Genomic DNA, 20,728 nt, shown 5'->3' with positions numbered 1-20,728 from the left:
GCGCGCACATGCGCAGGCTGCAGCGCTCCCGTATCCTGCATGCATGCGGAAAGACCCGATCGAATGGCTGTTGCGTGGGCTGTACTCGGCGCTGTTGTACCTGTTGCTGCCGATCACGGTGTACCACCTGGTGTGGCGCGGGTTCCGCGTGCGCGAATACTTCAATCGCTGGAACGAGCGCTACGCGTCCTACACGCACGCGCGTGGTCGCCCGCGCGTGTGGCTGCATGCGGTGTCGGTGGGGGAGGTCAATGCGGCCGCGCCATTGGTCAATGCCTTGCGTGCGCAGCGGCCGGATATCCGCTGGGTCATCACCACCATCACGCCCACTGGCTCCGAGCGCGTGCGCGCGGTGTGGGGCGATGCGGTGGATCATGTGTATCTGCCGTACGACGTGCCCGGCAGCGTGGGCCGGTTCCTGGAGCATTTCCGTCCGCGCCTTGCGCTGATCCTGGAAACCGAGTTGTGGCCGAACATGTTGTTCGGTTGCCGCGATCGCGCGATCCCGTTGTACATCCTCAATGCGCGGCTGTCGGCGCGCTCGCTGCGTGGTTACCGCGTGCTGGCCCCGTTGATCGCCCGCGCGTTGCGCACGGTGACCTGCGTGGCGGCGCAATCGCAGGACGATGCGGAACGTTTCCTCACCCTGGGCGCGCGGCCGGAGCAGGTGGTGGCGCTGGGTAACCTGAAGTTCGATATCGCCGCGCCATCCCAGTTGCAGGCGCTGGTGGCGCAGTTCCGCGCGCAGGTGCCAGCCACGCGCCCGGTGTGGATCGCTGCCAGCACGCACGAAGGCGAGGAAGCGGCGGTGCTGGATATCCATGCGCGGTTGCTGGCCCAGTTTCCCGATCTGTTGCTGTTGTGGGCGCCGCGTCATCCGGAGCGCTTTGCCAAGGTGGAGGCGCTGGCGCGCGAACGCGGCTGGCGCGTGAGTACGCGCAAGGCGCAGCAATGGCCACAGGCGCGCGATGCGGTGTTCGTCATCGATACTCTGGGTGAGTTGATGAGTTTCTATGCCTGCGCGCAGGTGGCCTTCGTCGGCGGCAGCCTGCAGCCGGTCGGCGGGCACAATCTGCTGGAACCTGCAGCGGTGGGCACGCCGGCGGTGACCGGCCCGCATCTGCATAACTTCTCGGAAATCTCGCGCCGCATGCGCGAGGCCGACGCGGTGGCCATCTGCGAGGATGCCGATGGCGTGTATCGCGATCTGGCGCGGTTGCTTGGCGACCCTGCGCAACGCGCAGCGATGGCGGCGGCGGGGTTGGCACTGGTCGCCAACGGCAAGGGGGCGGTGGCGCGAACGCTGGTGCAGATTGCGCCGGATCTGCCGCCGGTCGCCGGCAACGTCGCGCTCTGATGAGTAGCGCGGCCTGGAGCGGTCGTTCGCGTCCACGCGCCTGCCATGGGATGCACCGCCCGTCACCAGGGAGGCAGGGCTGAAGGCAGGTCGCTCCGCGCGTCGGCGTGCCGGGCCATGGCACGCTGCCTGTGCTTCGCGCTGTGGTGCCCACGCACGAAAAAGGCGGGCTTGCGCCCGCCTATACAATCTCCTGCGTGCGGCCTTACTGCAGCGAACCGCTACTGCGCAGCCCGGCTTCGGCATCCTTCGACAGCAGACGATTGACGTCCTGCAGGTCGGAGATGTCCAGCTTGCCGATGGCCTGGCCCAGCAGCAGGCGGCTCTGCAGGAAGTTGTAGCGTGCCTGTGCGTAGTTCACCTGCGCCTGGAACAGCGTGCGCTGGTTCTGCACCAGATCCAGCACGGTGCGGGTGCCCACTTCCAGGCCGACTTGCGACGCGTCGTAGGCGGCCTGCGCCGAGACCACGGCCAGGCGGCGTGCTTCCACCTCGCTGATGCCGGCGACCACGTTCTGGTAGGCATTGCGGGTGTTGCGGTCCAGCGCGCGCTTCTGCTGCTCGTAGGTGTCCTGTTGCACATCGCGGCGCGCCAGCGCCTGACGTACGGCCGATTGCGTGGCGCCGCCGGCGAAAATCGGGACGGAGACAGTGAAACCGATGGAATCGGTGTCGATGTCGCGGCCCTGCGTGGTGAATACGCCGCTTTCGGCGGCGCCAGTGCCCCAGCTGTTGCTACGCCCCACGTTACCGTTCAGGCTGATGGTCGGCAGGTGGCCCGCCCGCGCGGCGTTGACCTGCGCCTCGGCGGCGCTCACCTGCAGCTGCTGTGCCTTCAGCTCCGGGTTGTCGGCGACGGCGGCGGAGACCAGTTGATCGACATTGCCGTAGGCGGCCGGCACTTCGGGCCGGAAGTCTTCCGGCAGCGCACGCAAGGCCTGCACCGGCTGGCCGGTGAGTTCGGTCAGTGCCTGGTAGTAGTCCTTCAACAGGTTGCGCGCGTTGATGGTGTCCGCGCGCGCCTGATCGTACTGGGCACGGGCTTCATGCACGTCGGTGATCGGCGCCAGGCCAACCTCCAGGCGCTTGTCGGCAAAGTCGAACTGCTTCTTGGCAGCCGCTTCGTTGGTCTCTGCGGCGGCCAGCGATTCGATGCCCACCAGGACCTGGAAATACGCTGCCGACGTGCGGGTAATCAGGTCGTTGTTGGCCGATGCCAGGGTGAAATCCGCTGCCTTGGCAATCTCGCGCTGCGCACGCAAGGTGGCGAACTGCGACCAGTTGAAGATGGTCTGGCTGGCCTGGATCTGCTGCGAGCGCGAAGAGGTGGTGATGCGGCCATCCACGCGCTCGATCTCGCGATGCGCCTTGTTGTAATCGGCCTGCCCGTTGAGCTGCGGCAACAACGCCGCGCGCGCCTGCACCTGCCCCTCCCGATTGATCAGCCGGGTCGACTCGGCCGCAGCCAGTTGCGGGTCGCCGTTGCGGGCCATTTCGTAGACCTGCAGCAGATCGGTGGCGTGTGCAGCCATCGGTGACAGGGCGGCGGCCAGGGCCAGGGCGAGGGATCGGCGGATCATCGGGAAGCGTCCTTGGGAATCAGAAGTGGAATCGGGGCGTCGGTGCGGCGCCCTGGAGATAGGCGAGGTCGGTTTCGAACAACGATTCGATACGCGGGGCGTTGACCTCGCCACGGACCAGGACCGCTTCCATCACCGGAGCGTGACCGCGCACCACGAACAGCCGGCCATTCGGGCGCAGCCATTGCAGCCACTGGACGGGCAGCGTATCGACCGCGCCGGTGACGCAGATGGCATCGAAGCGGCGCTCGCTCTGCCAGCCGAACACGTCAGCGGTCTCGATGCGCACATTGCTGCCGAGGCCGGCGTGATCGAGATTGGCGCGTGCCGCCATGGCCAGCGCCGGATCGATCTCCAGGCTGAGCACTTCGCGGGTCAACGCGGCCAGGCAGGCGGTTGAAAAGCCGCTGCCGGTGCCGATTTCCAGCAGGTCTTCGCCCGGCTGCAGGTCCAAGGCTTGCAGCATGCGGCCTTCGACCACCGGCTTCATCATCTTGTGGCCGGCCGACAGCGGAATTTCCACATCGACATAAGCCAGGGTCTTGTAGGCCTCCGGTACGAAGGCTTCGCGCGGCAGGCGCGCCAGCACGTCGAGCACGCGCAGATCCAGCACGTCCCACGGCCGGATCTGCTGTTCGACCATCTTTTCGCGGGCCTGGGTGAAATCGATCGTCATGGTGCGGTTATCCAACGCGGCGGGGCAGACATTTTACCGGTGCACGGGGCAGCTGGCGCATCTAGCATCGCCGCGCATCGAAGGCCGGCGCAGTGCCGGAAGTCATCGCGACCAAAGGGCATCGTCGATCAACGCGGCGCATAGGCCTTCAGGAAGAAATCCACGCTGGAGGCGATGTGCTCATCCACCTGTGCACGGCTGGGCTGGCCATGCAGGCCGCACATCATCAAGGCGTACAGCTCGCCCTTGAGCAGGCTGAAGAACTGCGAGGCCGCGCGCGGCAGATCGGGAATCTCCAATTGCCCGTCGGCCACCCGCGCGGCCAGGAACTCGGCCAGCGCCTGTTGGGTTCGCTTGGGGCCGGCATTCCAGAACATCTCGCGCACATGCGCATCGCCGGTGCCCGGCGCCATCATCATGCGGTGGGTGGAAATGGCCGACTCGGTGCTGACCATGGCAAAGAACGCATGTGCGATCTCAACCAGCTGATCGCGCAACGCACCCGTTGGCGCCTGATTGAACAGGTCGTCAGGCATCATCTGCTGGCACTGCGCGCGGATCGCCTCGGAGAACAGGCTTTCCTTGTCGCCGAAGTGGCTGTAGACGGTCAGTTTGGAGACCCCCGCCAGGGCGGCGATCCCATCCATGCTGACGCCGGCGTAGCCTTGGTCCATGAACAGCGCACGGGCGGCAGCGAGAATGGCAGCGCGCTTGCCAAGATCTTTGGGACGCCCCGGGCCGGTGTTGCGGGCCTTTGGCTTGAGGGGGGGCGGGCGGGGCATGCGCTCAATACTAGACCATCGGGTTCTATATTTATACTCGGCCGGCTGAACGCATCAGTGCCGCATGCGGGCGGTGTCGTGCGGCTGGAACGTGCGTTGACCCGGGCTGCGGGAATCGGGGTGTCGATCGCTGCCGCCAATGCCGAGATCGTGATGGCCTATCATGGTTTCATTCGAATGCTCCCGGTGTCATGGTTCGCCTGGCAGCTGTGGGGAATTTACCTAGGGCGGTGCAAAGGTCCCGGTGCTAGCGTGGCAGACCGCCTGCTGGCGCTCGCTGGAGAGCAACGCCATCGGGCATGGACGGAAGAGGGGACAGGTGGACAGGGACCGGGCGTATACGCAGGCAGCTTACGTTCGCGGCAGAGGCATGCCGCGTGCGGCGCGTGCGTGGGTCTGGGCCTTGTTGTGCTGCCTGCTGCCCGGGTGGCTGCCGGCCATCGCGCAGCCACCCCGGCACACCCCCTACCACACCGTCACGCGCTGGACCATGGAGGATGGGTTGCCGCACAACCTGGTGCATGCTGTGGCCCAGGGCGCGGACGGGCTGATCTGGGTCGGCACCTGGGAAGGCGTGGCGCGCTTCAACGGCCGCGACTTCACCGTCTACGATCGCCAGAACACGCCGGGGGTGGAGTTGGGTGGCGTGTTCGTGGTGGTGCGCGACGGCGCCGCCATGCTGTTCGGCACGGCTTTCGATGGGGTGTACCGCTATCAGGACGGCAACTGGCAACAGCTGGGCGGTGCCCCGGCCCGCCACCTGGCCGTCAGTGCGTTGTTGCGCGGCGCCGACGGCGCGTTGTGGGTTGGCACGCCGCAGACGCTGTACCGCATCGAGCCGGACGGGCGGCTGCTGGACATTGGCCGTCAGGCGGGCCTGCCACGCGCGCGGATCACCGCCTTGCAGGCCGACGCTGGGGGCGATCTATGGATCGGCACCGATGTGGGGTTGTACCGCCTGCCGGCAGCAGGCGGGGCAGCGGCTGCCTGGGGCAGGGCGCACGGCATGCAGGCGGCGTCGGTACGACGTCTGGCCAGCGACCGCGACGGCGGCTTGCTGGTTGCCGGCGACGACGGCGTGTGGTGGTGGGGGCGTGGCGGTGGCCTGCAGCGCTTCCGCCAGGGGCAGCGTGTGGACGCCCTGTTGCTGGACCGGCGCGGACAGCTGTGGATGAGCATGCCGACCGGCACGCTGGTGGTGCACAACCCAGCGGATGCGCGCGATGAACAGATCGCCGTCTCCGGTGTGGCCAGCCCGGCGTTGCTGGAAGATGCCGAAGGCCTGATCTGGGTTGGCAGCACCCATGGGCTGTTCCGGATTGCCGAGGGTGCCGCGTATGGCGTCACCCAGGCCGATGGGCTGGCGTCGGACTATGTGCGCTCGGTCCTGCAGACGGCGGACGGCACCGTGTGGGTGGGCAGCGCAGTGGGACTGGATCGCTGGCGCGACGGCCGCATCAGCCGGGTCGCGCTGCAGCCCGGTGTCGATGGGCGCGTGCCGGAGCAGTCGGTGCTGTCGCTGGCCGATGCGGGCGATGGCGGCGTCTGGGCCGGCACCTACAGCCAGGGCGTGGTACGCCTGGATGCGCAAGGCCTGGTGCGGTTGCGCATCGGCATGGCCGACGGCCTGCCGTCGTCGTCGGTGCGCGTGGTGCTGCCCGATGGCGAGGATCTGTGGATCGGCACCACCGGCGGCCTGTTGCGCTGGCGGCAGGGCACGCTGCGCCGGTACACCGCCGCCGACGGCGTGCCCGACGGCTCGGTGCAGGCGCTGTACCGCGATGCGCAAGGGGTGGTGTGGAGCGGTACCGATCGCGGCATGACCGCCCTGTCGCCCGATGGCAGCACCCGTGCGTGGCTGGGCGAGCAGGATTTCCCGGGACAGAACGCCTTCGATTTCCTGCGCGATGCCAACGGCGACCTGTGGATCGCCAGCGACCGCGGCCTGCTGCGTCTGCGCGCTGGGCGCTTCCGCGTGTACGACCATCGCGTCGGACTGCCTCGCGACAAGGTGTTCCGGGTGATCGACGATGGCCGTGGCTATCTATGGCTGTCCAGCAATCATGGTGTGTTCCGCATTGCACGCAGCGACTTCGACCAGATCGATGCCGGCACCCGCGACCAACTGAGCGTGGAAGTGGTGGATCGCAGCGATGGCATGCCCGGCAACCAGGGCAACGGCAGCAGTGCGCCGGCCGGCTGGTTGACGCACGCCGGGCAGCTGTTGTTCCCCACCGCTGCCGGCCTGGGGGTGATCGATCCGGCGCGGGTCGGCACCTTGCAAGGCCATCGCGTGCCGATCGTGTTCGAGCGCCTGCTGGTCGACGGCATGGTGCAGCCGCTGAGCGGGCCGCACCGGTTCGGCGCGGACACCCGGCGCATCGCGATCGGCTATGCCGGGTTGAATTTCCGTAGGCCGGACAAGGTGCGCTACCGCTACCGGTTGGAGGGATTCGATCCGGAGTGGGTGGATGCCGATGGCGCCACCGAGGCGGTGTACACCAACCTGCCGCCGGGGCGGTTCCGTTTCCGCGTGCAGGCGATGTCGTTGCCGGTGGATTGGCGGCAGACCGCCTTGCTTGGTGAATCCAGCCTGGCGCTGGCACTGGCCCCGCCATGGTGGCGCCGTGGCGAAGTGATCGCGCTGGGCCTGTTGCTGCTGGCTGGCCTGGTCTACGCATTCTATTTATGGCGCACGGCCAGTTACCGCCGTCGCCAACGCCAGCTCAATACCGTCATCGACCGGCGCACGCGCGAGTTGCGCGACAAGAACCTGGCCTTGCAACAAGCCAGCCAGGAGCGCGAAACGCTGGTGCGTCAACTGGAATACCGCGCCAGCCACGATGTGTTGACCGCATTGCCGAACCGTCGCGAAGCCGAGCGCGTAGTGCAGCAATGGTTCGACGAGGCACGCGCCGGTGGTGCGCCATTGGCGCTGGCGTTGATGGATATCGATCACTTCAAGCGCATCAACGACACGTATGGTCATGAGGTGGGTGATGCAGTGTTGTGCGCGGTAGCCGAGGTCCTGAGTGAACATGCGCAGGGACGTTGCTTTGCCGCGCGCCATGGCGGCGAGGAGTTCCTGCTGGCGGCGACCGGGCGCGATGCGGCACAGGCGCACACGCTGTTCGAAGGCATGCGGCAACGCTTGGCGACAATCGCGATCGATGTGGACGGCGGCAGCGTGCACTGCACGGCCAGCATTGGCATGGCGATGAGTGAGGAGGCGCCGACCCGGCGCGAACTGCTCGCCCTGGCCGATCGCCGTCTGTATCAGGCCAAACGGTTGGGGCGCGACCGGTTGGTGGGATAGTAAGGCCAGCTCATGGACGCTCGGCCTGCGCGCTCAGCAGGGCAACGAAGGCCTGCGCGGCACGCGACAAGGTGCGCCCACCATGGGTCACGCAGCCCAGTTCGCGCGACAGCACCACATCGGCCACCGGCAAGGCCACGACCTGATGGTCGATCATGCGCTCGGGCAGCACGCTCCAGGCCAGCCCCACCGACACCAGCATCTTGATCGTTTCCAGATAGTTGGTGGTCATGCGCAGGCGCGGCGCAAGCCCGTGTGCGGCGAGCAAGTCGGCAACGATGCGATGGGTGAAGGTGCCCGCATCCGGCAGTACCGCCGGATGCGCCACCACGTCCTCCAGCGCCACCGCGCGCATCGCGGCCAGCGGGTGGTCGGGGGCCACCACCACCTGCAGGCGGTCGTGCCAGATCCGCTGCGCACGCAGCGGGGCGCGGGTGTCCGGCGCCAGGGTGGTCACTGCCAGTTCCACTTCCCCGCGCAGCACCGCCGCGTAAGCCAACTCCGAATCCAGGAAGCGGATGTCCAGCGCCGCCTGCGGCTGCTGTGCGGCGAAGTTGCGTAGCACTGCAGGAAGCCGATGCAGGCCGACGTGGTGGCTGGTGGCTAGGCTGAGCCGTCCACCAACTGCCGCGCCCAGGTGTTCCAGCACGCGGCGGGCGTCTTCCAGTTCGGCAAGGACGCGCTGGGCGCGCGGCAATAGCGCCTGTCCGGCTTCGGTCAGTACCACCTGGCGGCCCAGGCGATCGAACAGCCGTGCCGACAACTGCGCTTCCAGCAGTGCGATGCGCTTGCTGACCGCCGGTTGGGTCAGGTGCAGCGACTCGGCGGCGGCCGAAAAGCTGCCGCTGTCGGCGATCGCCACGAAGGCAGCGAGGCTGGCAAGATCCATTGGCATTCCTAAAATTCATTCCTTGAATAAACAATATGAATTTGCGTTATCCAAGGCAAGCTCCTAGCATCGAAACCAGCCAGATGGGCCGCCGCCCCCGCCAACCGGAACCCCGCGATGACCGCCAAGACGCTGTATGACAAGTTGTGGGACATGCACGAGGTCGCCCGCCGCGACGACGGCTCGTCGCTGATCTACATCGACCGCCACATCCTGCATGAAGTGACCTCGCCGCAGGCCTTCGAGGGCTTGCGGCTGGCCGGACGCAAGCCGTGGCGCATCGACGCCAACATCGCGACCCCCGACCACAACGTGCCCACCACCCGTGCCGAGCGCCAGGGCGGGCTGGAGTCGATCTCCGACGAAGTCTCGCGGCTGCAGGTGCAGACACTGGATGAGAACTGCGACGATTTCGGCATCCTTGAGTTCAAGATGAACGACACCCGCCAGGGCATCGTGCATGTGGTGGGCCCCGAGCAGGGCGCCACGCTGCCGGGCATGACGGTGGTCTGTGGTGATTCGCACACCTCCACGCATGGCGCATTCGGCGCGTTGGCGCACGGCATCGGTACCTCCGAAGTGGAGCATGTGCTGGCCACGCAGTGCCTGATCGCCAAGAAGATGAAGAACCTGCAGGTGCGTGTCGAAGGCACGTTGCCGTTGGGCGTGACTGCCAAGGACATCGTGCTGGCGGTGATCGGCAGGATCGGCACCGCCGGCGGCAATGGCCACGCGCTGGAATTTGCCGGCAGCGCCATCGCCGACCTGTCGATGGAAGGCCGCATGACCATCTGCAACATGTCCATCGAGGCCGGCGCGCGCGTGGGCATGGTGGCGGTGGACGAAAAGACCATTGCCTACGTCAAGGGGCGCCCGTTCGCGCCCAAGGGCGCCGACTGGGAGGCGGCGGTGGCCTTGTGGCGCACCCTGGTCTCCGATCCCGACGCACGCTTCGATACGGTGGTGGAACTGCGTGCAGAAGACATCAAGCCGCAGGTCAGCTGGGGGACGTCGCCGGAGATGGTGCTGGCGGTGGACCAGCGCGTGCCGGACCCGGCGGCCGAGCAGGACCCGACCAAGCGCGATTCGATCGAACGCGCGCTCAAGTACATGGGCTTGCGGGCCAACCAGCCGATCACCGAGATCCGCCTGGATCGCGTGTTCATCGGCTCGTGCACCAACTCGCGCATCGAAGACCTGCGCGCGGCCGCCGCGGTGGCCAAGGGTCGCAAGGTGGCGGCCACCATCAAGCAGGCTCTGGTCGTCCCCGGCTCGGGACTGGTCAAGGCGCAGGCCGAAGCCGAAGGCCTGGACAAGGTGTTTCTGGACGCCGGCTTCGAATGGCGCGAGCCGGGCTGCTCGATGTGCCTGGCCATGAACCCGGACAAGCTGGGCAGCGGCGAACATTGCGCGTCCACCTCCAACCGCAATTTCGAAGGCCGTCAGGGCGCCGGTGGCCGCACCCACCTGGTCAGCCCGGCGATGGCGGCAGCAGCAGCGGTCAGCGGGCATTTTGTCGATGTGCGTGAACTGCAGGGAATCGAGAATCGGGAATAGGGAATCGCCACGTCCCGCTTCCCGCTCTGCCCATTCCCTATTCCCTATTCCCTATTCCCTATTCCCGGCCTCTCAATGACTCCTTTCACTCAACACACCGGACTGGTGGCGCCGCTGGATCGCGCCAACGTCGACACCGACCAGATCATTCCCAAGCAGTTTCTGAAGTCGATCAAGCGCACCGGCTTCGGGCCGAACCTGTTCGACGAATGGCGCTACCTGGATATCGGCGAGCCGGGGCGCGACAACAGCACGCGTCCGCTCAATCCTGAGTTCGTACTCAATTTCCCGCGTTACCAGGGCGCCAGCGTGCTGCTGGCACGCGAGAATTTCGGCTGCGGTTCCTCGCGCGAACATGCGCCTTGGGCACTGGACGAATACGGCTTTCGCGCGGTGATCGCGCCCAGTTTTGCCGACATCTTCTACAACAACAGCTTCAAGAACGGGTTGCTGCCAATTGTGCTGGCCGAGGCGGAGGTGAATGCCCTGTTCGAGCAGTGCCTGGCCACCGAAGGCTACCAACTCACCGTGGACCTGGATGCGCAGCGCGTGCGCCGGCCCGATGGTGTGGAGTATGCCTTCGAGGTCGATGCATTCCGCAAGCACTGCCTGCTCAACGGCCTGGACGACATCGGCCTGACCTTGCAGGACGCCGACGCGATCGGCCGGTTCGAGCAGGCCCATCGCGTGCGGCAGCCCTGGCTGTTCACCGCGCTACGCTGACCAGCACAGCCCATCGACACCCTGGCGCTGCGGCGCCGCCCCCCGAGGATTGCATGAGCAAGCAGATTCTGATTCTTCCCGGTGATGGCATCGGCCCGGAAATCATGGCCGAAGCAGTCAAGGTGCTGACGCGGATCGACGCCCAGCACGGTCTTGGCTACAGCCTGGTGTACGACGAACTCGGCGGCGCCGCCTACGACAAATATGGCAGCCCGTTGGCCGATGAAACGCTGGAGCGCGCGCGCGCCGCCGATGCAGTGCTGCTGGGCGCGGTAGGTGGCCCGCAGTGGGACACCATCGACCCGGCACTGCGCCCGGAGCGTGGCCTGCTCAAGATTCGCTCGCAGCTGGGCCTGTTCGCCAACCTGCGCCCGGCCTTGCTGTATCCGCAACTGGCCGAGGCATCCACGCTCAAGCCGGAGGTGGTTTCGGGTCTGGATCTGCTGATCCTGCGCGAGCTGACCGGCGGCATCTACTTCGGCCAGCCGCGCGGCAATCGCACCCTGGACAACGGCGAGCGCCAGGCCTACGACACCTTGCCATACAGCGAAAGCGAGATTCGCCGTATCGTCAAGGCCGGTTTCGAGATGGCGCGCCTGCGCGGCAAGAAGCTGTGCTCGGTCGACAAGGCCAACGTGCTGGCGTCGAGCCAGCTGTGGCGCGCGGTGGTGGAAGAGGTGGCCCGCGACTATCCGGACATCGCGCTATCGCACATGTACGTCGACAACGCCGCGATGCAGCTGGTGCGCGCGCCCAAGCAGTTCGACGTGATCGTGACCGACAACATGTTCGGCGACATCCTGTCCGACCAGGCCTCGATGCTCACCGGCTCCATCGGCATGCTGCCTTCGGCCTCGCTGGATGCCAATAGCAAGGGCATGTACGAGCCGTGCCATGGCTCGGCGCCGGATATCGCCGGCAAGGGCATCGCCAATCCGCTGGCCACCATCCTGTCGGTGGCAATGATGCTGCGCTACACCTTCGCCCAGGCCGCCGCCGCCGATGCGATCGAGCACGCAGTCGGCAAGGTGCTCGACCAGGGCCTGCGCACGGCCGATATCTGGTCGGAAGGCACCAATCAGGTGGGTACGGTGGCGATGGGCGATGCGGTGGTGGCTGCGCTGTAAGGATTTATCGTTTTGTCGAGTTGGCGGCCGCCATCGTTCCCCGGGCGATGGCCGCTTTCGCGTCTGCGTTGCTATCGATGCGCGCTGTCGCGCCCGACGGCGGGACACGCCGTAAATCCCATCTATGGAGGCTCGGTGGCGGCATCCATGCCGCCACACGGTCCCGCCGCCGGGCACGACAGCGCGCTCCCCGCTTGTGCCGCTGCCGATCGAAAAGCGTTACGTTGCTGAATGACGACGATTGCTGCTTCCGATGCTCTATCCACGTATCGACCAGCGGTACTGTCCGTTCTGCGTGGCGCGCAGCATCCAGGTGTTGCTCTTCTCTCCGCGCATCGGTGCAGTCGGAGGTGCTTGCGTGCGTGCCGGCGCGGGACCTTATGCGGCATGGATGCCGCATAAGAGCCTACATGGACGTACTTGCGGCGTGTCCCGCGCCGGCACGCGCGCAAGCGCCCTCGGGACCCGGAAACCAGAACGGCCAGCGGATCGCTCCATTGGCCGTCCAAGTTGCAACGTTCACGCCGCGCGCCTCGCGCCGCGTTACGCCACTGCCGCTGTCTTGCCGGCGACCACGCCACGCTCGCGCTGACGCAACAGACGATTGGCCACGTCCAGCCACGCCAACGCGCTGGCTTCGATGATGTCCTTGCTGGTGCCGGTGCCTTCGTATTCCACGCCGTCATGGCGCACGCTCAGGCTGGCTTCGCCGCGCGCGTCCGCACCGATGCCCACGCTGTGCACCTGGTAGCTGTCCAGTTCCAGCCGCACGCCGGTGGCTGAGGCCAGCGCGCCAAACAAGGCATCCACCGGACCGTTGCCCTGCGCGGTTTCGGCCACGCGGTTTCCTTCCGGATCGGACAGCTCCACCAGCGCATTGGCACGGCTGCCGACGTCGCTGATGGTCATCGACGCCAGGCGGTAGCCTTCCTGCACGGTGGCATCCTGCATCAGGGTCTGCAGGTCGGCATCGGTGACCACGCGTTGCTTTTCGCACAGGGCCTTGAATTGTTCGAAGACCAGCTTGACCTCTTCTTCTTCCAGCAGATACCCCAGTGCGCGCAGGCGCTGCTCGACCGCGGCGCGGCCGCTGTGGCGGCCCAGCACCATCTGCGAGGATTCCCAGCCCACGTCTTCCGGGCGCATGATTTCGTAGGTGCCGCGATGGCGCAGCATGCCGTGCTGATGGATGCCCGATTCGTGCGCGAATGCATTGCCGCCCACCACGGCCTTGTTGCGCTGCACCGGCATGCCGACCAGGCGCTGCAACAACTGCGAGGTGGAGACGATGCGGGGCGTGTTGATCGCCGAATCGAGGTTGTAGAACGCACCGCGCACCTTGAGTGCCATGGTGATTTCTTCCAGCGCGCAATTGCCGGCGCGCTCGCCGATGCCGTTGATGGTGCATTCCACCTGGCGCGCACCGCCTTCGATGGCGGCCAGCGAATTGGCGACCGCCAGGCCCAGATCGTTGTGGCAATGCGCGCTGAAGATCACCTTGTCGGCGCCTTCCACGCTGGCGATCAAGCGCGAGAACATGCCGCGGATTTCTTCCGGCGTGGTGAAGCCTACCGTGTCGGGCAGATTGATCGTGGTGGCACCGGCGGCGATTGCCACGCGCGTGACCTCGGCCAGAAAATCTTCCTCGGTGCGGGTCGCATCTTCGGCGGAGAATTCGATGTCGTCGATATAGCCGCGTGCCAGGCTTACATGCGTGTGCACCGACTCCAGCACCTGCTCGCGGCTCATGCGCAGCTTGTGCTCGCGATGCAGCGGGCTGGTGGACAGGAACACGTGCAGGCGCGGATTGGCCGCTGATTCCAGCGCCTTGGCCGAGGTTTCGATATCTGCCTGCAGGCAGCGCGACAGCACTGCCAGCGTGGGGCGGCGCAGCTCGCGTCCCATCATCGCCATCGCCTCGCGGTCGGAGTGCGAGCTTGCCGGGAAGCAGGTCTCGATGATGTCCACGCCGAGCTCATCCAGCGCGCGCGCCAGCACCAGCTTTTGCTGGGGCGTCATGCTGCAGCCGGGGGATTGCTCGCCGTCGCGCAGGGTGGTGTCGAAAATTCGGATACGCGGGGTCTGGTTGGATACGGTCGTGTTCACCAGGAAGACTCCTCTACGGCGATGGCGGTGACAGGCGTTGTAGCGACTGCGGATGGATGGGAAACAGCGGCGGCGTGGGGTGGTGGTTTGACGCTGCGTTCGTTGCGCAGCCGCTCGGTATTGCGACGGCGCGGTTTGCGTGGCGGACGCGGCCGCACTTCGGACAACAGCGTGGCCAGAACGGTGGCGTCGATATTACCGCCAGAGACCACCGCACATTTGCGTTTGCCCGCAACGCGGCGACCAGCGGCCAGGGCGAGGGCGCCGGCGCCCTCGGCGATGACGTGCTCTTCCAGTGCCAGGCGCACCAGGGTTTCGCGCAATTCGGCCTCGCGCACGATGACCACATCGTCGAGCAGGCTTGCGCACAGGCGGCGGGTGAGAAAACCGGGAATCTTGACCTTGACGCCATCGGCCAGCGTAGCCACCGGAGCGATCTCGCGCACATCGCCGCGTACAGCGCGGGCCATGGAGTCCACGCCTTCCACCTGCGCACCGATCACACGCACGCCCTGCGACTTCAATGCCAGCGCCACGCCGGAGGCCAGACCACCGCCACCGATCGGCACGATCACCACGTCCGGTGCATGCGCCGCCAACTCGATGCCCACGGTGCCTTGCCCTGCAATCACATCCGGGTCGTCGAAGGCGGACAGGAAGCGGTAGCCGTTCTGGTCGGCGAGCTCGCGAGCGAAGGCGAACGCTTCGTCGTAGCTGTTGCCATGCTGGCGCACGGTGGCGCCCCAGTGCGCCACGCCGGCGATCTTGGTCTGCGGTGCGCCGTGCGGCATTACCGTGATGGCCTGCACGCCGAGCCGGTACGCCGACCACGCCACGCCTTGCGCATGATTGCCGGCCGAGGCGCAGATCACCGGGCGTTCGTCGCCGCGTTCCAGGCCGGCCAGCAGTGCGTTCAACGCACCACGCACCTTGTAGGAACCGGTGCGTTGCAGGTTTTCCAGTTTCAACCACACACCGAAGCGCTCGGCGTAATGCAGCGGCGTGGGCGACAGATATTTGCGCAGGCGTGCCTGCGCGGCCAGCACGTCGGCCACGCTGACCGCCACGTCGGTAACGTCCGGCTCCTGCAGCGAGGGGCGGCCCGAATCAGGCATTGCGGCACACGCCTGAGCGATCCGGAAGAAGCGACCTCCGGACGGCGTGATGGTGATCGCGCGAGGTGTGTGCGTTCATGCGGCGGCCTCCACCGATTCCAGCGCGGTAATCGCAACGGATTCGCAGTCGTACACCTTCTGCAACTGCAGGCGCAGCGTTTCCGGCGGACGGCTGCTGTCCACATCCAGTTGCAGGTGCCAGCGGCCGGACCCATCCGGTTGTGCGGCGCCCTGGATGGCACAGAGACGGAAGCCGCGTCGCTCGGTCATGCCGATCACGCGCACCAAGGCGCCCTCGGCCGGCTTCAGCACCAGATCAAGCCGGTAACGCATGTGTCGTCTCCTTAGCCGCATGTGCGGGATTGCTGTCCAGCATGGTGCTGTTGGCGTTGTTGGGCGGCACCAGCGGCCAAACGTTGGCGCGTGCATCGATGGCGACATGCAGCAGCCCGGGACCAGGCTGGGCCAGTAGGTCGGCCAGTGCGGCGTCCACCTCGCCACGCGCGATGATGCGCCTGGCCGGGATGCCGAACACCTGCGCCAGCGCCGCAAAATCCGGGTTGTCGGACAGGTCGATCTCGCTGTAGCGCTCGGCAAAGAACAGCTCCTGCCACTGCCGCACCATGCCCAGCGAGCTGTTGTCCAGCAGCACGATCTTCACCGGCAGCTTGCAGCGCGCGATGGTCACCAGCTCCTGCACGTTCATCATGAAACTGCCGTCGCCGGAGACCAGTACCACGGTGCGATCAGGGCAGGCGAACTGCGCGCCCATCGCCGCCGGCAGGCCGAAGCCCATGGTGCCGAGTGCGCCGCTGGTGAGGTGGTTGCGTGGATCGTTGAAGCGGCAGTGCTGGGCCACCCACATCTGATGCTGGCCCACATCGCAGGCGATGATGGTGTCGGCCGGGGCCACTTCGCTCAGCCGCTTCAACAGGGCCGGCGCATAGATATCGGTCCCGGGCGCATCGTAGCGCGTACCGAATTTTTCGCGGTTGGCAAAACAGCGTGTGCGCCATGCCTGGCAGTTGGCCCGCGCGGCGCTCAGCGCCTTCAGGCTGACGCCAACATCGCCGGGCACCGCAACATCGGCGGTGCGCAACTTGGAAATTTCGTAGGCGTCGGCATCCAGATGGATGACGCGCGCGAACGGGGCGAACTCGCTCAGCTTGCCGGTGGCACGGTCGTCGAAGCGTGCGCCCACCACCACCAGCAGGTCGCACTCCTGGATGGCCATATTGGCTGCGCGCGTGCCATGCATGCCCAGCATGCCCAGGTAATCGGCATGCCCATGCGGCAGCGCACCCAGCCCGCGCAAGGTCAGCGCGGTCGGGATGCCGGTGACCTCGACGAAGCGCCGGAACGCTTCCACCGCACCGGCCAGCGCGATCCCGCCACCGCCGTACACCACCGGGCGTTCGGCGCTGGCAATGGCTGCCAGTGCCTCGGCCAAATTCGCGTCCGCCGGTGCCGGTGGCGGCAGCACCGCCGCTGGCACATGCTCTGGCAGATGCGCCGCATCGGCGAGCTGCACGTCCTTGGGCAGGTCGATCAACACCGGCCCGGGACGTCCTTCGCGTGCAATCCGGAACGCCTCGCGCACCATCTCCGGCAACTGGTCCACGCTGCGTACCAGGAAGCTGTGCTTGACGATCGGCATGGTCATGCCGAACACGTCCAGTTCCTGGAACGCGTCGGTGCCCAGCAGCGGCGTCGATACCTGGCCGGTCAGGCAGATCATCGGCACCGAGTCGAGCATCGCATCGGCGATACCGGTGACCAGGTTGGAGGCGCCCGGGCCGGAGGTGGCCACGCACACGCCGACCCGGCCGCTGGCACGGGCGTAGCCGTTGGCGGCCAGGGCAGCGCCCTGTTCGTGGCGCACCAGGATGTGCTTGAGCCTGGAATCCACCAGGGCGTCGTAGAACGGCATGATGGTGCCGCCCGGATAGCCGAACAGCGTTTCCACGCCCTCGGCTTCCAGGGCCTGCGTCAGCCAGCGCGCGCCATTGCGGGGCGTGCTGTGTGCGGAGGTGTTCATGCGTTGCGGACCTTCGGTGTTAAGCGGTGGGGGATGCGGCGGCAGTTACGCCGCTTGTTGGTTCGCTGGTGCGGCAGCGGCCTGCTGCTCACCGTTGAGCCATACCATCTTGGCGCGCAGCTTCTTGCCCACTTCTTCGATCGGATGTTCCAGATCGGCTTGTTTGAACTTGCTGTAGTTCGGCAACCCGGCTTCGTATTCGGCCACCCAGTTCTTGGTGAAGGTGCCGTTCTGGATGTCGGTCAGCACATCCTTCATGCGCGCCTTGGTGCTGGCGTCGATCACGCGCGGGCCGCTGACATAGTCGCCGTATTGTGCGGTTTCGGAGACGAATTCCAGCATGCGGGTGATGCCGCCTTCGTAGAACAGGTCCACGATCAACTTCAATTCGTGAAGGACTTCGTAGTACGCGATTTCCGGCTGGTAACCGGCTTCCACCAGCACCTCAAAGCCGGCCTGCACCAGCGAGGACGCACCGCCGCACAGCACCGCCTGCTCGCCGAACAGATCGGTCTCGGTCTCTTCCTTGAAGGTGGTCTTGATGATGTTGGCACGCGCGCCGCCCAAACCGCCGGCATAGGTCAGCGCGAACTGCTCGGCCTTTCCGCTGGTGTCCTGGTACACGGCGTAGATACACGGCACACCGCGGCCGATTTCGTATTCGCGACGCACCAGTGCGCCCGGACCCTTGGGCGCCACCAGCACCACGTCCAGATCGGCGCGCGGGGTAATCATGTCGAAGTGCACGTTCAGGCCATGCGCGAACAGCAGGCAGGCGCCCTGCTGCATGTTCGGCGCGATGACCTCTTCATAGAGCTTCTTCTGCACCATGTCCGGGGTCAGCACCGCGACCAGGTCGGCGGTTTTGACCGCGTCGGCCGGTGCCACCACGGTGAAGCCATCGGCCTGGGCCTTGGCCTCGGTGGGGCCGCCCGGACGCAGGCCAACGGTGACCTCGAAGCCGGAATCGCGCAGGTTCAGCGCATGTGCGCGGCCCTGGCTGCCGTAGCCGATGATCGCGATTTTCGGTTGGGTGTGCTTGCTCATGAAAAATCCTTGGGGGTTGGCAGTGGAAAAACGTATCAGCCGGCAGTGCGTGCACTGGACGGCTGAGCAACGGGGGAAGGCGCGCCGGGATTGCGCGGACAGCCATCGGCACCGGTACGCCCGGATGCGCCGGTATGACCTGTTGTCGTGATTGCAGCGAAATCGTTCATGTCATTCGAAACTTTTGGCGGTCCCTGAAACGCGAAACCCCGCGCCGTTGCCGGTGCGGGGTCTGATCGAAGCCTTGTGTGTCTGCTGCCTACACGAAGCCCCGTCCCGCACCGGTTGGCGAGGTAATAAGTACGAGCACAAGGAGCGCGGCTGCCGACGCGCCGAAGGGCGCGGACATCAAGGCGTTGGAGCTGGCGTGGCGGTGCGACATGGCCCTGAGATAACCATTGTCGGTAGCGAGGTGTCAACCCTTGCGATTGAAACTGGGGCGAAGGCCGTGCATGGCGCGCGCAAACCCGCGTGGCAGCAGCATGGTTTCCCCTGAAACTGGCGCAACCCAGGCAGCGGGGTCCCGGCCCGGGCCCGCTGTTGCGCGGGCGGCTGCCGGCACACGAGGTCGAGCGACCGCGACGGCGCAGGCCGCTGGTATGGTTGGCACCTCATCTGTCATGCCATGGGGAAGTGCTGTCATGCGTCGCGTACCTGTTCTGTTGCTGTCTGCCCTGGCGCTGGTGGCGCTGCCGCTTGGCGCCGCTGACCGGATCACCGGGCAGCCCTTCGCCACCCGCTCGGAAGTCATCGCGCCGCATGCCATGGCGGCCACCTCGCAGCCGTTGGCCACCCAGGTCGCGCTGGAGGTGATGAAGAACGGTGGCTCGGCGGTGGATGCGGCGATCGCCGCCAATGCGGCGCTGGGCCTGATGGAGCCCACCGGCAACGGGGTGGGCGGGGATCTGTTCGCGATCGTGTGGGACCCCAAGACCAGCAAGCTCTACGGCTACAACGGCTCGGGCCGTTCGCCCAAGTCGCTGACCCTGGCCGAGCTGCAGCGCCGTGGGCTGAAGGACATTCCGCCGACCGGCCCGTTGCCGGTATCGGTGCCGGGCGCGGTGGATGGCTGGTTCGCGCTGCACGAGCGCTTCGGCCGCAAGCCCATGGCGCAGAACCTGGCACCGGCGATCCGTTATGCCCGCGAAGGGCATCCGGTGGCCGAAACCATTGCCTATTACTGGGACCGCTCGGTGCCGCGGTTGCTGCAATATCCCGGGTTCAAGGAGCAGTTCACTATCGACGGGCGCGCCCCGCGCAAGGGCGAGCTGTGGAAGAACCCGAACCTGGCCAATACGCTGCAGCAGATCGCCGACGGCGGCCGCGATGCGTTCTACAAGGGCGCGATCGCGCGCACCATCGGCGCCTACTTCAAGGCCAACGGCGGGTATCTGAGCTACGAGGACATGGCCAGCCACCAGGGCGAATGGGTGGAGCCTGTCAGTACCAACTATCGCGGCTATGACGTGTGGGAATTGCCGCCCAACAGCCAGGGCATCGCCGCGCTGCAGATGCTCAACATCCTGGAGGGCTATGATTTCTCCAAGATTCCGTTCGGTTCGGCCGAACATGTGCACCTGTTCACCGAAGCCAAGAAGCTGGCCTTCGCCGATCGCGCGCGTTTCTATGCCGACCCCGCGTTCCAGCCGGCGCCGTTGACCCGCTTGCTTTCCAAGGACTATGCCGCCCAGCGGCGCGCGCTGATCTCGATGGAGACCGCGCTGAAGGAAGTGCAGCCTGGCACGCCCAAGCAATTGGAGGAGGGCGACACCATCTACATGACGGTGGCCGATGCCGACGGCATGATGGTGTCGTTGATCCAGTCCAACTACCGCGGCATGGGCAGCGGCATGGCCCCGCCGGGGTTGGGCTTCATCCTGCAGGACCGTGGCGAGATGTTCGTGCTGAATAAGGACCATCCCAACGGCTATGCGCCGGGCAAGCGGCCGTTCCAGACCATCATCCCGGCCTTCGTCACCAAGGACGGCAAACCGTGGCTGAGCTTCGGCGTGATGGGCGGGGCGATGCAGCCGCAGGGCCATGTGCAGATCGTGATGAATCTGGTGGACTTCCACATGAACCTGCAGGAAGCGGGCGATGCGCCCCGCATCCAGCACGAGGGGTCCACTGAACCGACCGGCCAGGCCACCGCGATGCGCGATGGTGGCGAGGTCAATCTGGAAACCGGCTACTCCTACGACACCATTCGTGCGCTGATGCGCAAGGGTCACCGAGTGATCTTCGCCGATGGCCCCTACGGCGGCTATCAGGCGATTGCGCGTGATGCGGCCAGCGGGGTGTATTACGGTGCTTCGGAAAGCCGCAAGGATGGCCAGGCGGCCGGCTACTGAGCGGGCCGCAGATGGGTGCGCCGTTTGACCGCAATCACGGCGCGCCGCCAACGACAGTGATGGAC

The 20,728-nt window shown here is 66.3% G+C and carries 15 protein-coding genes; 6 read left to right on the top strand and 9 right to left on the bottom strand.

Annotation, left to right across the window (positions count from 1 at the left end; all coding sequences use genetic code 11):
- Positions 1 to 43: 43 nt before the first annotated feature.
- Positions 44 to 1,357, top strand: a complete 1,314-nt coding sequence (gene waaA / locus XcuCFBP2542_RS05355) for a lipid IV(A) 3-deoxy-D-manno-octulosonic acid transferase (protein ID WP_104602581.1) — start codon at positions 44 to 46, stop codon at positions 1,355 to 1,357.
- 205 nt (positions 1,358 to 1,562) lie between these two features.
- On the opposite strand, the gene XcuCFBP2542_RS05350 is transcribed toward waaA, so the two are convergent.
- From XcuCFBP2542_RS05350 to XcuCFBP2542_RS05340, 3 genes are all read right to left on the bottom strand, one after another.
- A complete protein-coding gene (locus tag XcuCFBP2542_RS05350; RefSeq protein ID WP_104602580.1) occupies positions 1,563 to 2,936 on the bottom strand; it encodes a TolC family outer membrane protein in 1,374 nt (457 codons plus the stop codon).
- Between the two features lie 19 nt (positions 2,937 to 2,955).
- Positions 2,956 to 3,612 carry a protein-L-isoaspartate O-methyltransferase family protein gene (locus tag XcuCFBP2542_RS05345; protein WP_104602613.1) on the bottom strand — a complete coding sequence of 219 codons (657 nt, stop codon included), beginning with the start codon at positions 3,610 to 3,612 and terminating at the stop codon, positions 2,956 to 2,958.
- 128 nt (positions 3,613 to 3,740) lie between these two features.
- The gene (locus XcuCFBP2542_RS05340; RefSeq protein WP_104602579.1) at positions 3,741 to 4,394 is read right to left on the bottom strand and encodes a TetR/AcrR family transcriptional regulator; all 654 of its coding nucleotides are present in this window, start codon (positions 4,392 to 4,394) and stop codon (positions 3,741 to 3,743) included.
- Positions 4,395 to 4,764: 370 nt separating this feature from the next.
- Between XcuCFBP2542_RS05340 and XcuCFBP2542_RS05335 the strand changes: the two genes are divergently transcribed.
- On the top strand, positions 4,765 to 7,710 hold the full coding sequence (locus XcuCFBP2542_RS05335) for a ligand-binding sensor domain-containing diguanylate cyclase (protein WP_104602578.1): 2,946 nt from the start codon (positions 4,765 to 4,767) through the stop codon (positions 7,708 to 7,710).
- Between the two features lie 10 nt (positions 7,711 to 7,720).
- Here XcuCFBP2542_RS05335 and XcuCFBP2542_RS05330 read toward each other — a convergent pair whose 3' ends face one another.
- Positions 7,721 to 8,599 carry a LysR family transcriptional regulator gene (locus XcuCFBP2542_RS05330; protein WP_104602577.1) on the bottom strand — a complete coding sequence of 293 codons (879 nt, stop codon included), beginning with the start codon at positions 8,597 to 8,599 and terminating at the stop codon, positions 7,721 to 7,723.
- 117 nt (positions 8,600 to 8,716) lie between these two features.
- Between XcuCFBP2542_RS05330 and leuC the strand changes: the two genes are divergently transcribed.
- The 3 genes from leuC to leuB all read left to right on the top strand — a co-directional run bounded on the left by leuC (position 8,717) and on the right by leuB (position 12,006).
- Positions 8,717 to 10,156 (top strand): 3-isopropylmalate dehydratase large subunit, encoded by a 1,440-nt coding sequence (gene leuC, locus XcuCFBP2542_RS05325; RefSeq protein ID WP_104602576.1) that lies wholly within the window; start codon positions 8,717 to 8,719, stop codon positions 10,154 to 10,156.
- Positions 10,157 to 10,231: 75 nt separating this feature from the next.
- Positions 10,232 to 10,879 carry a 3-isopropylmalate dehydratase small subunit gene (gene leuD, locus XcuCFBP2542_RS05320; RefSeq protein ID WP_104602575.1) on the top strand — a complete coding sequence of 216 codons (648 nt, stop codon included), beginning with the start codon at positions 10,232 to 10,234 and terminating at the stop codon, positions 10,877 to 10,879.
- A 53-nt stretch (positions 10,880 to 10,932) separates the two neighbouring features.
- Positions 10,933 to 12,006 carry a 3-isopropylmalate dehydrogenase gene (leuB, locus tag XcuCFBP2542_RS05315; RefSeq protein ID WP_104602574.1) on the top strand — a complete coding sequence of 358 codons (1,074 nt, stop codon included), beginning with the start codon at positions 10,933 to 10,935 and terminating at the stop codon, positions 12,004 to 12,006.
- Positions 12,007 to 12,549: 543 nt separating this feature from the next.
- On the opposite strand, the gene XcuCFBP2542_RS05305 is transcribed toward leuB, so the two are convergent.
- The 5 genes from XcuCFBP2542_RS05305 to ilvC form a co-directional block, all read right to left on the bottom strand.
- On the bottom strand, positions 12,550 to 14,112 hold the full coding sequence (locus tag XcuCFBP2542_RS05305) for a 2-isopropylmalate synthase (RefSeq protein WP_104602572.1): 1,563 nt from the start codon (positions 14,110 to 14,112) through the stop codon (positions 12,550 to 12,552).
- A complete protein-coding gene (locus XcuCFBP2542_RS05300; RefSeq protein WP_249027612.1) occupies positions 14,109 to 15,179 on the bottom strand; it encodes a threonine dehydratase in 1,071 nt (356 codons plus the stop codon). The genes XcuCFBP2542_RS05305 and XcuCFBP2542_RS05300 overlap by 4 nt, the downstream gene beginning before the upstream one ends.
- A gap of 123 nt (positions 15,180 to 15,302) precedes the next feature.
- A complete protein-coding gene (locus tag XcuCFBP2542_RS05295; RefSeq protein ID WP_104602570.1) occupies positions 15,303 to 15,560 on the bottom strand; it encodes an ACT domain-containing protein in 258 nt (85 codons plus the stop codon).
- A complete protein-coding gene (gene ilvG / locus XcuCFBP2542_RS05290; protein ID WP_104602569.1) occupies positions 15,544 to 17,265 on the bottom strand; it encodes an acetolactate synthase 2 catalytic subunit in 1,722 nt (573 codons plus the stop codon). The genes XcuCFBP2542_RS05295 and ilvG overlap by 17 nt, the downstream gene beginning before the upstream one ends.
- A gap of 45 nt (positions 17,266 to 17,310) precedes the next feature.
- Complete coding sequence (gene ilvC, locus XcuCFBP2542_RS05285) at positions 17,311 to 18,312, bottom strand: ketol-acid reductoisomerase (protein WP_104602568.1); 1,002 nt, start codon at positions 18,310 to 18,312, stop codon at positions 17,311 to 17,313.
- A 641-nt stretch (positions 18,313 to 18,953) separates the two neighbouring features.
- Between ilvC and ggt the strand changes: the two genes are divergently transcribed.
- The gene (gene ggt / locus XcuCFBP2542_RS05280; RefSeq protein WP_104602567.1) at positions 18,954 to 20,663 is read left to right on the top strand and encodes a gamma-glutamyltransferase; all 1,710 of its coding nucleotides are present in this window, start codon (positions 18,954 to 18,956) and stop codon (positions 20,661 to 20,663) included.
- Positions 20,664 to 20,728 lie beyond the last annotated feature (65 nt).

This window comes from Xanthomonas cucurbitae (assembly GCF_002939885.1).
GTDB classification, from domain to species: Bacteria; Pseudomonadota; Gammaproteobacteria; order Xanthomonadales; family Xanthomonadaceae; genus Xanthomonas; species Xanthomonas cucurbitae.
The sequence above is the reverse complement of the archived record's forward strand: the minus strand, read 5'-3'. Positions and strand labels throughout refer to the sequence as shown.

Excerpts from the sequence above, each read along its gene's own strand:
- waaA (WP_104602581.1), top strand. The coding sequence starts at position 44 with ATGCGGAAAGACCCGATCGAATGGCTGTTGCGTGGGCTGTACTCGGCG.
- XcuCFBP2542_RS05350 (WP_104602580.1), bottom strand. The coding sequence starts at position 2,936 with ATGATCCGCCGATCCCTCGCCCTGGCCCTGGCCGCCGCCCTGTCACCG.
- XcuCFBP2542_RS05345 (WP_104602613.1), bottom strand. The coding sequence starts at position 3,612 with ATGACGATCGATTTCACCCAGGCCCGCGAAAAGATGGTCGAACAGCAG.
- XcuCFBP2542_RS05340 (WP_104602579.1), bottom strand. The coding sequence starts at position 4,394 with ATGCCCCGCCCGCCCCCCCTCAAGCCAAAGGCCCGCAACACCGGCCCG.
- XcuCFBP2542_RS05335 (WP_104602578.1), top strand. The coding sequence starts at position 4,765 with ATGCCGCGTGCGGCGCGTGCGTGGGTCTGGGCCTTGTTGTGCTGCCTG.
- XcuCFBP2542_RS05330 (WP_104602577.1), bottom strand. The coding sequence starts at position 8,599 with ATGGATCTTGCCAGCCTCGCTGCCTTCGTGGCGATCGCCGACAGCGGC.
- leuC (WP_104602576.1), top strand. The coding sequence starts at position 8,717 with ATGACCGCCAAGACGCTGTATGACAAGTTGTGGGACATGCACGAGGTC.
- leuD (WP_104602575.1), top strand. The coding sequence starts at position 10,232 with ATGACTCCTTTCACTCAACACACCGGACTGGTGGCGCCGCTGGATCGC.
- leuB (WP_104602574.1), top strand. The coding sequence starts at position 10,933 with ATGAGCAAGCAGATTCTGATTCTTCCCGGTGATGGCATCGGCCCGGAA.
- XcuCFBP2542_RS05295 (WP_104602570.1), bottom strand. The coding sequence starts at position 15,560 with ATGCGTTACCGGCTTGATCTGGTGCTGAAGCCGGCCGAGGGCGCCTTG.
- ilvG (WP_104602569.1), bottom strand. The coding sequence starts at position 17,265 with ATGAACACCTCCGCACACAGCACGCCCCGCAATGGCGCGCGCTGGCTG.
- ilvC (WP_104602568.1), bottom strand. The coding sequence starts at position 18,312 with ATGAGCAAGCACACCCAACCGAAAATCGCGATCATCGGCTACGGCAGC.
- ggt (WP_104602567.1), top strand. The coding sequence starts at position 18,954 with ATGCGTCGCGTACCTGTTCTGTTGCTGTCTGCCCTGGCGCTGGTGGCG.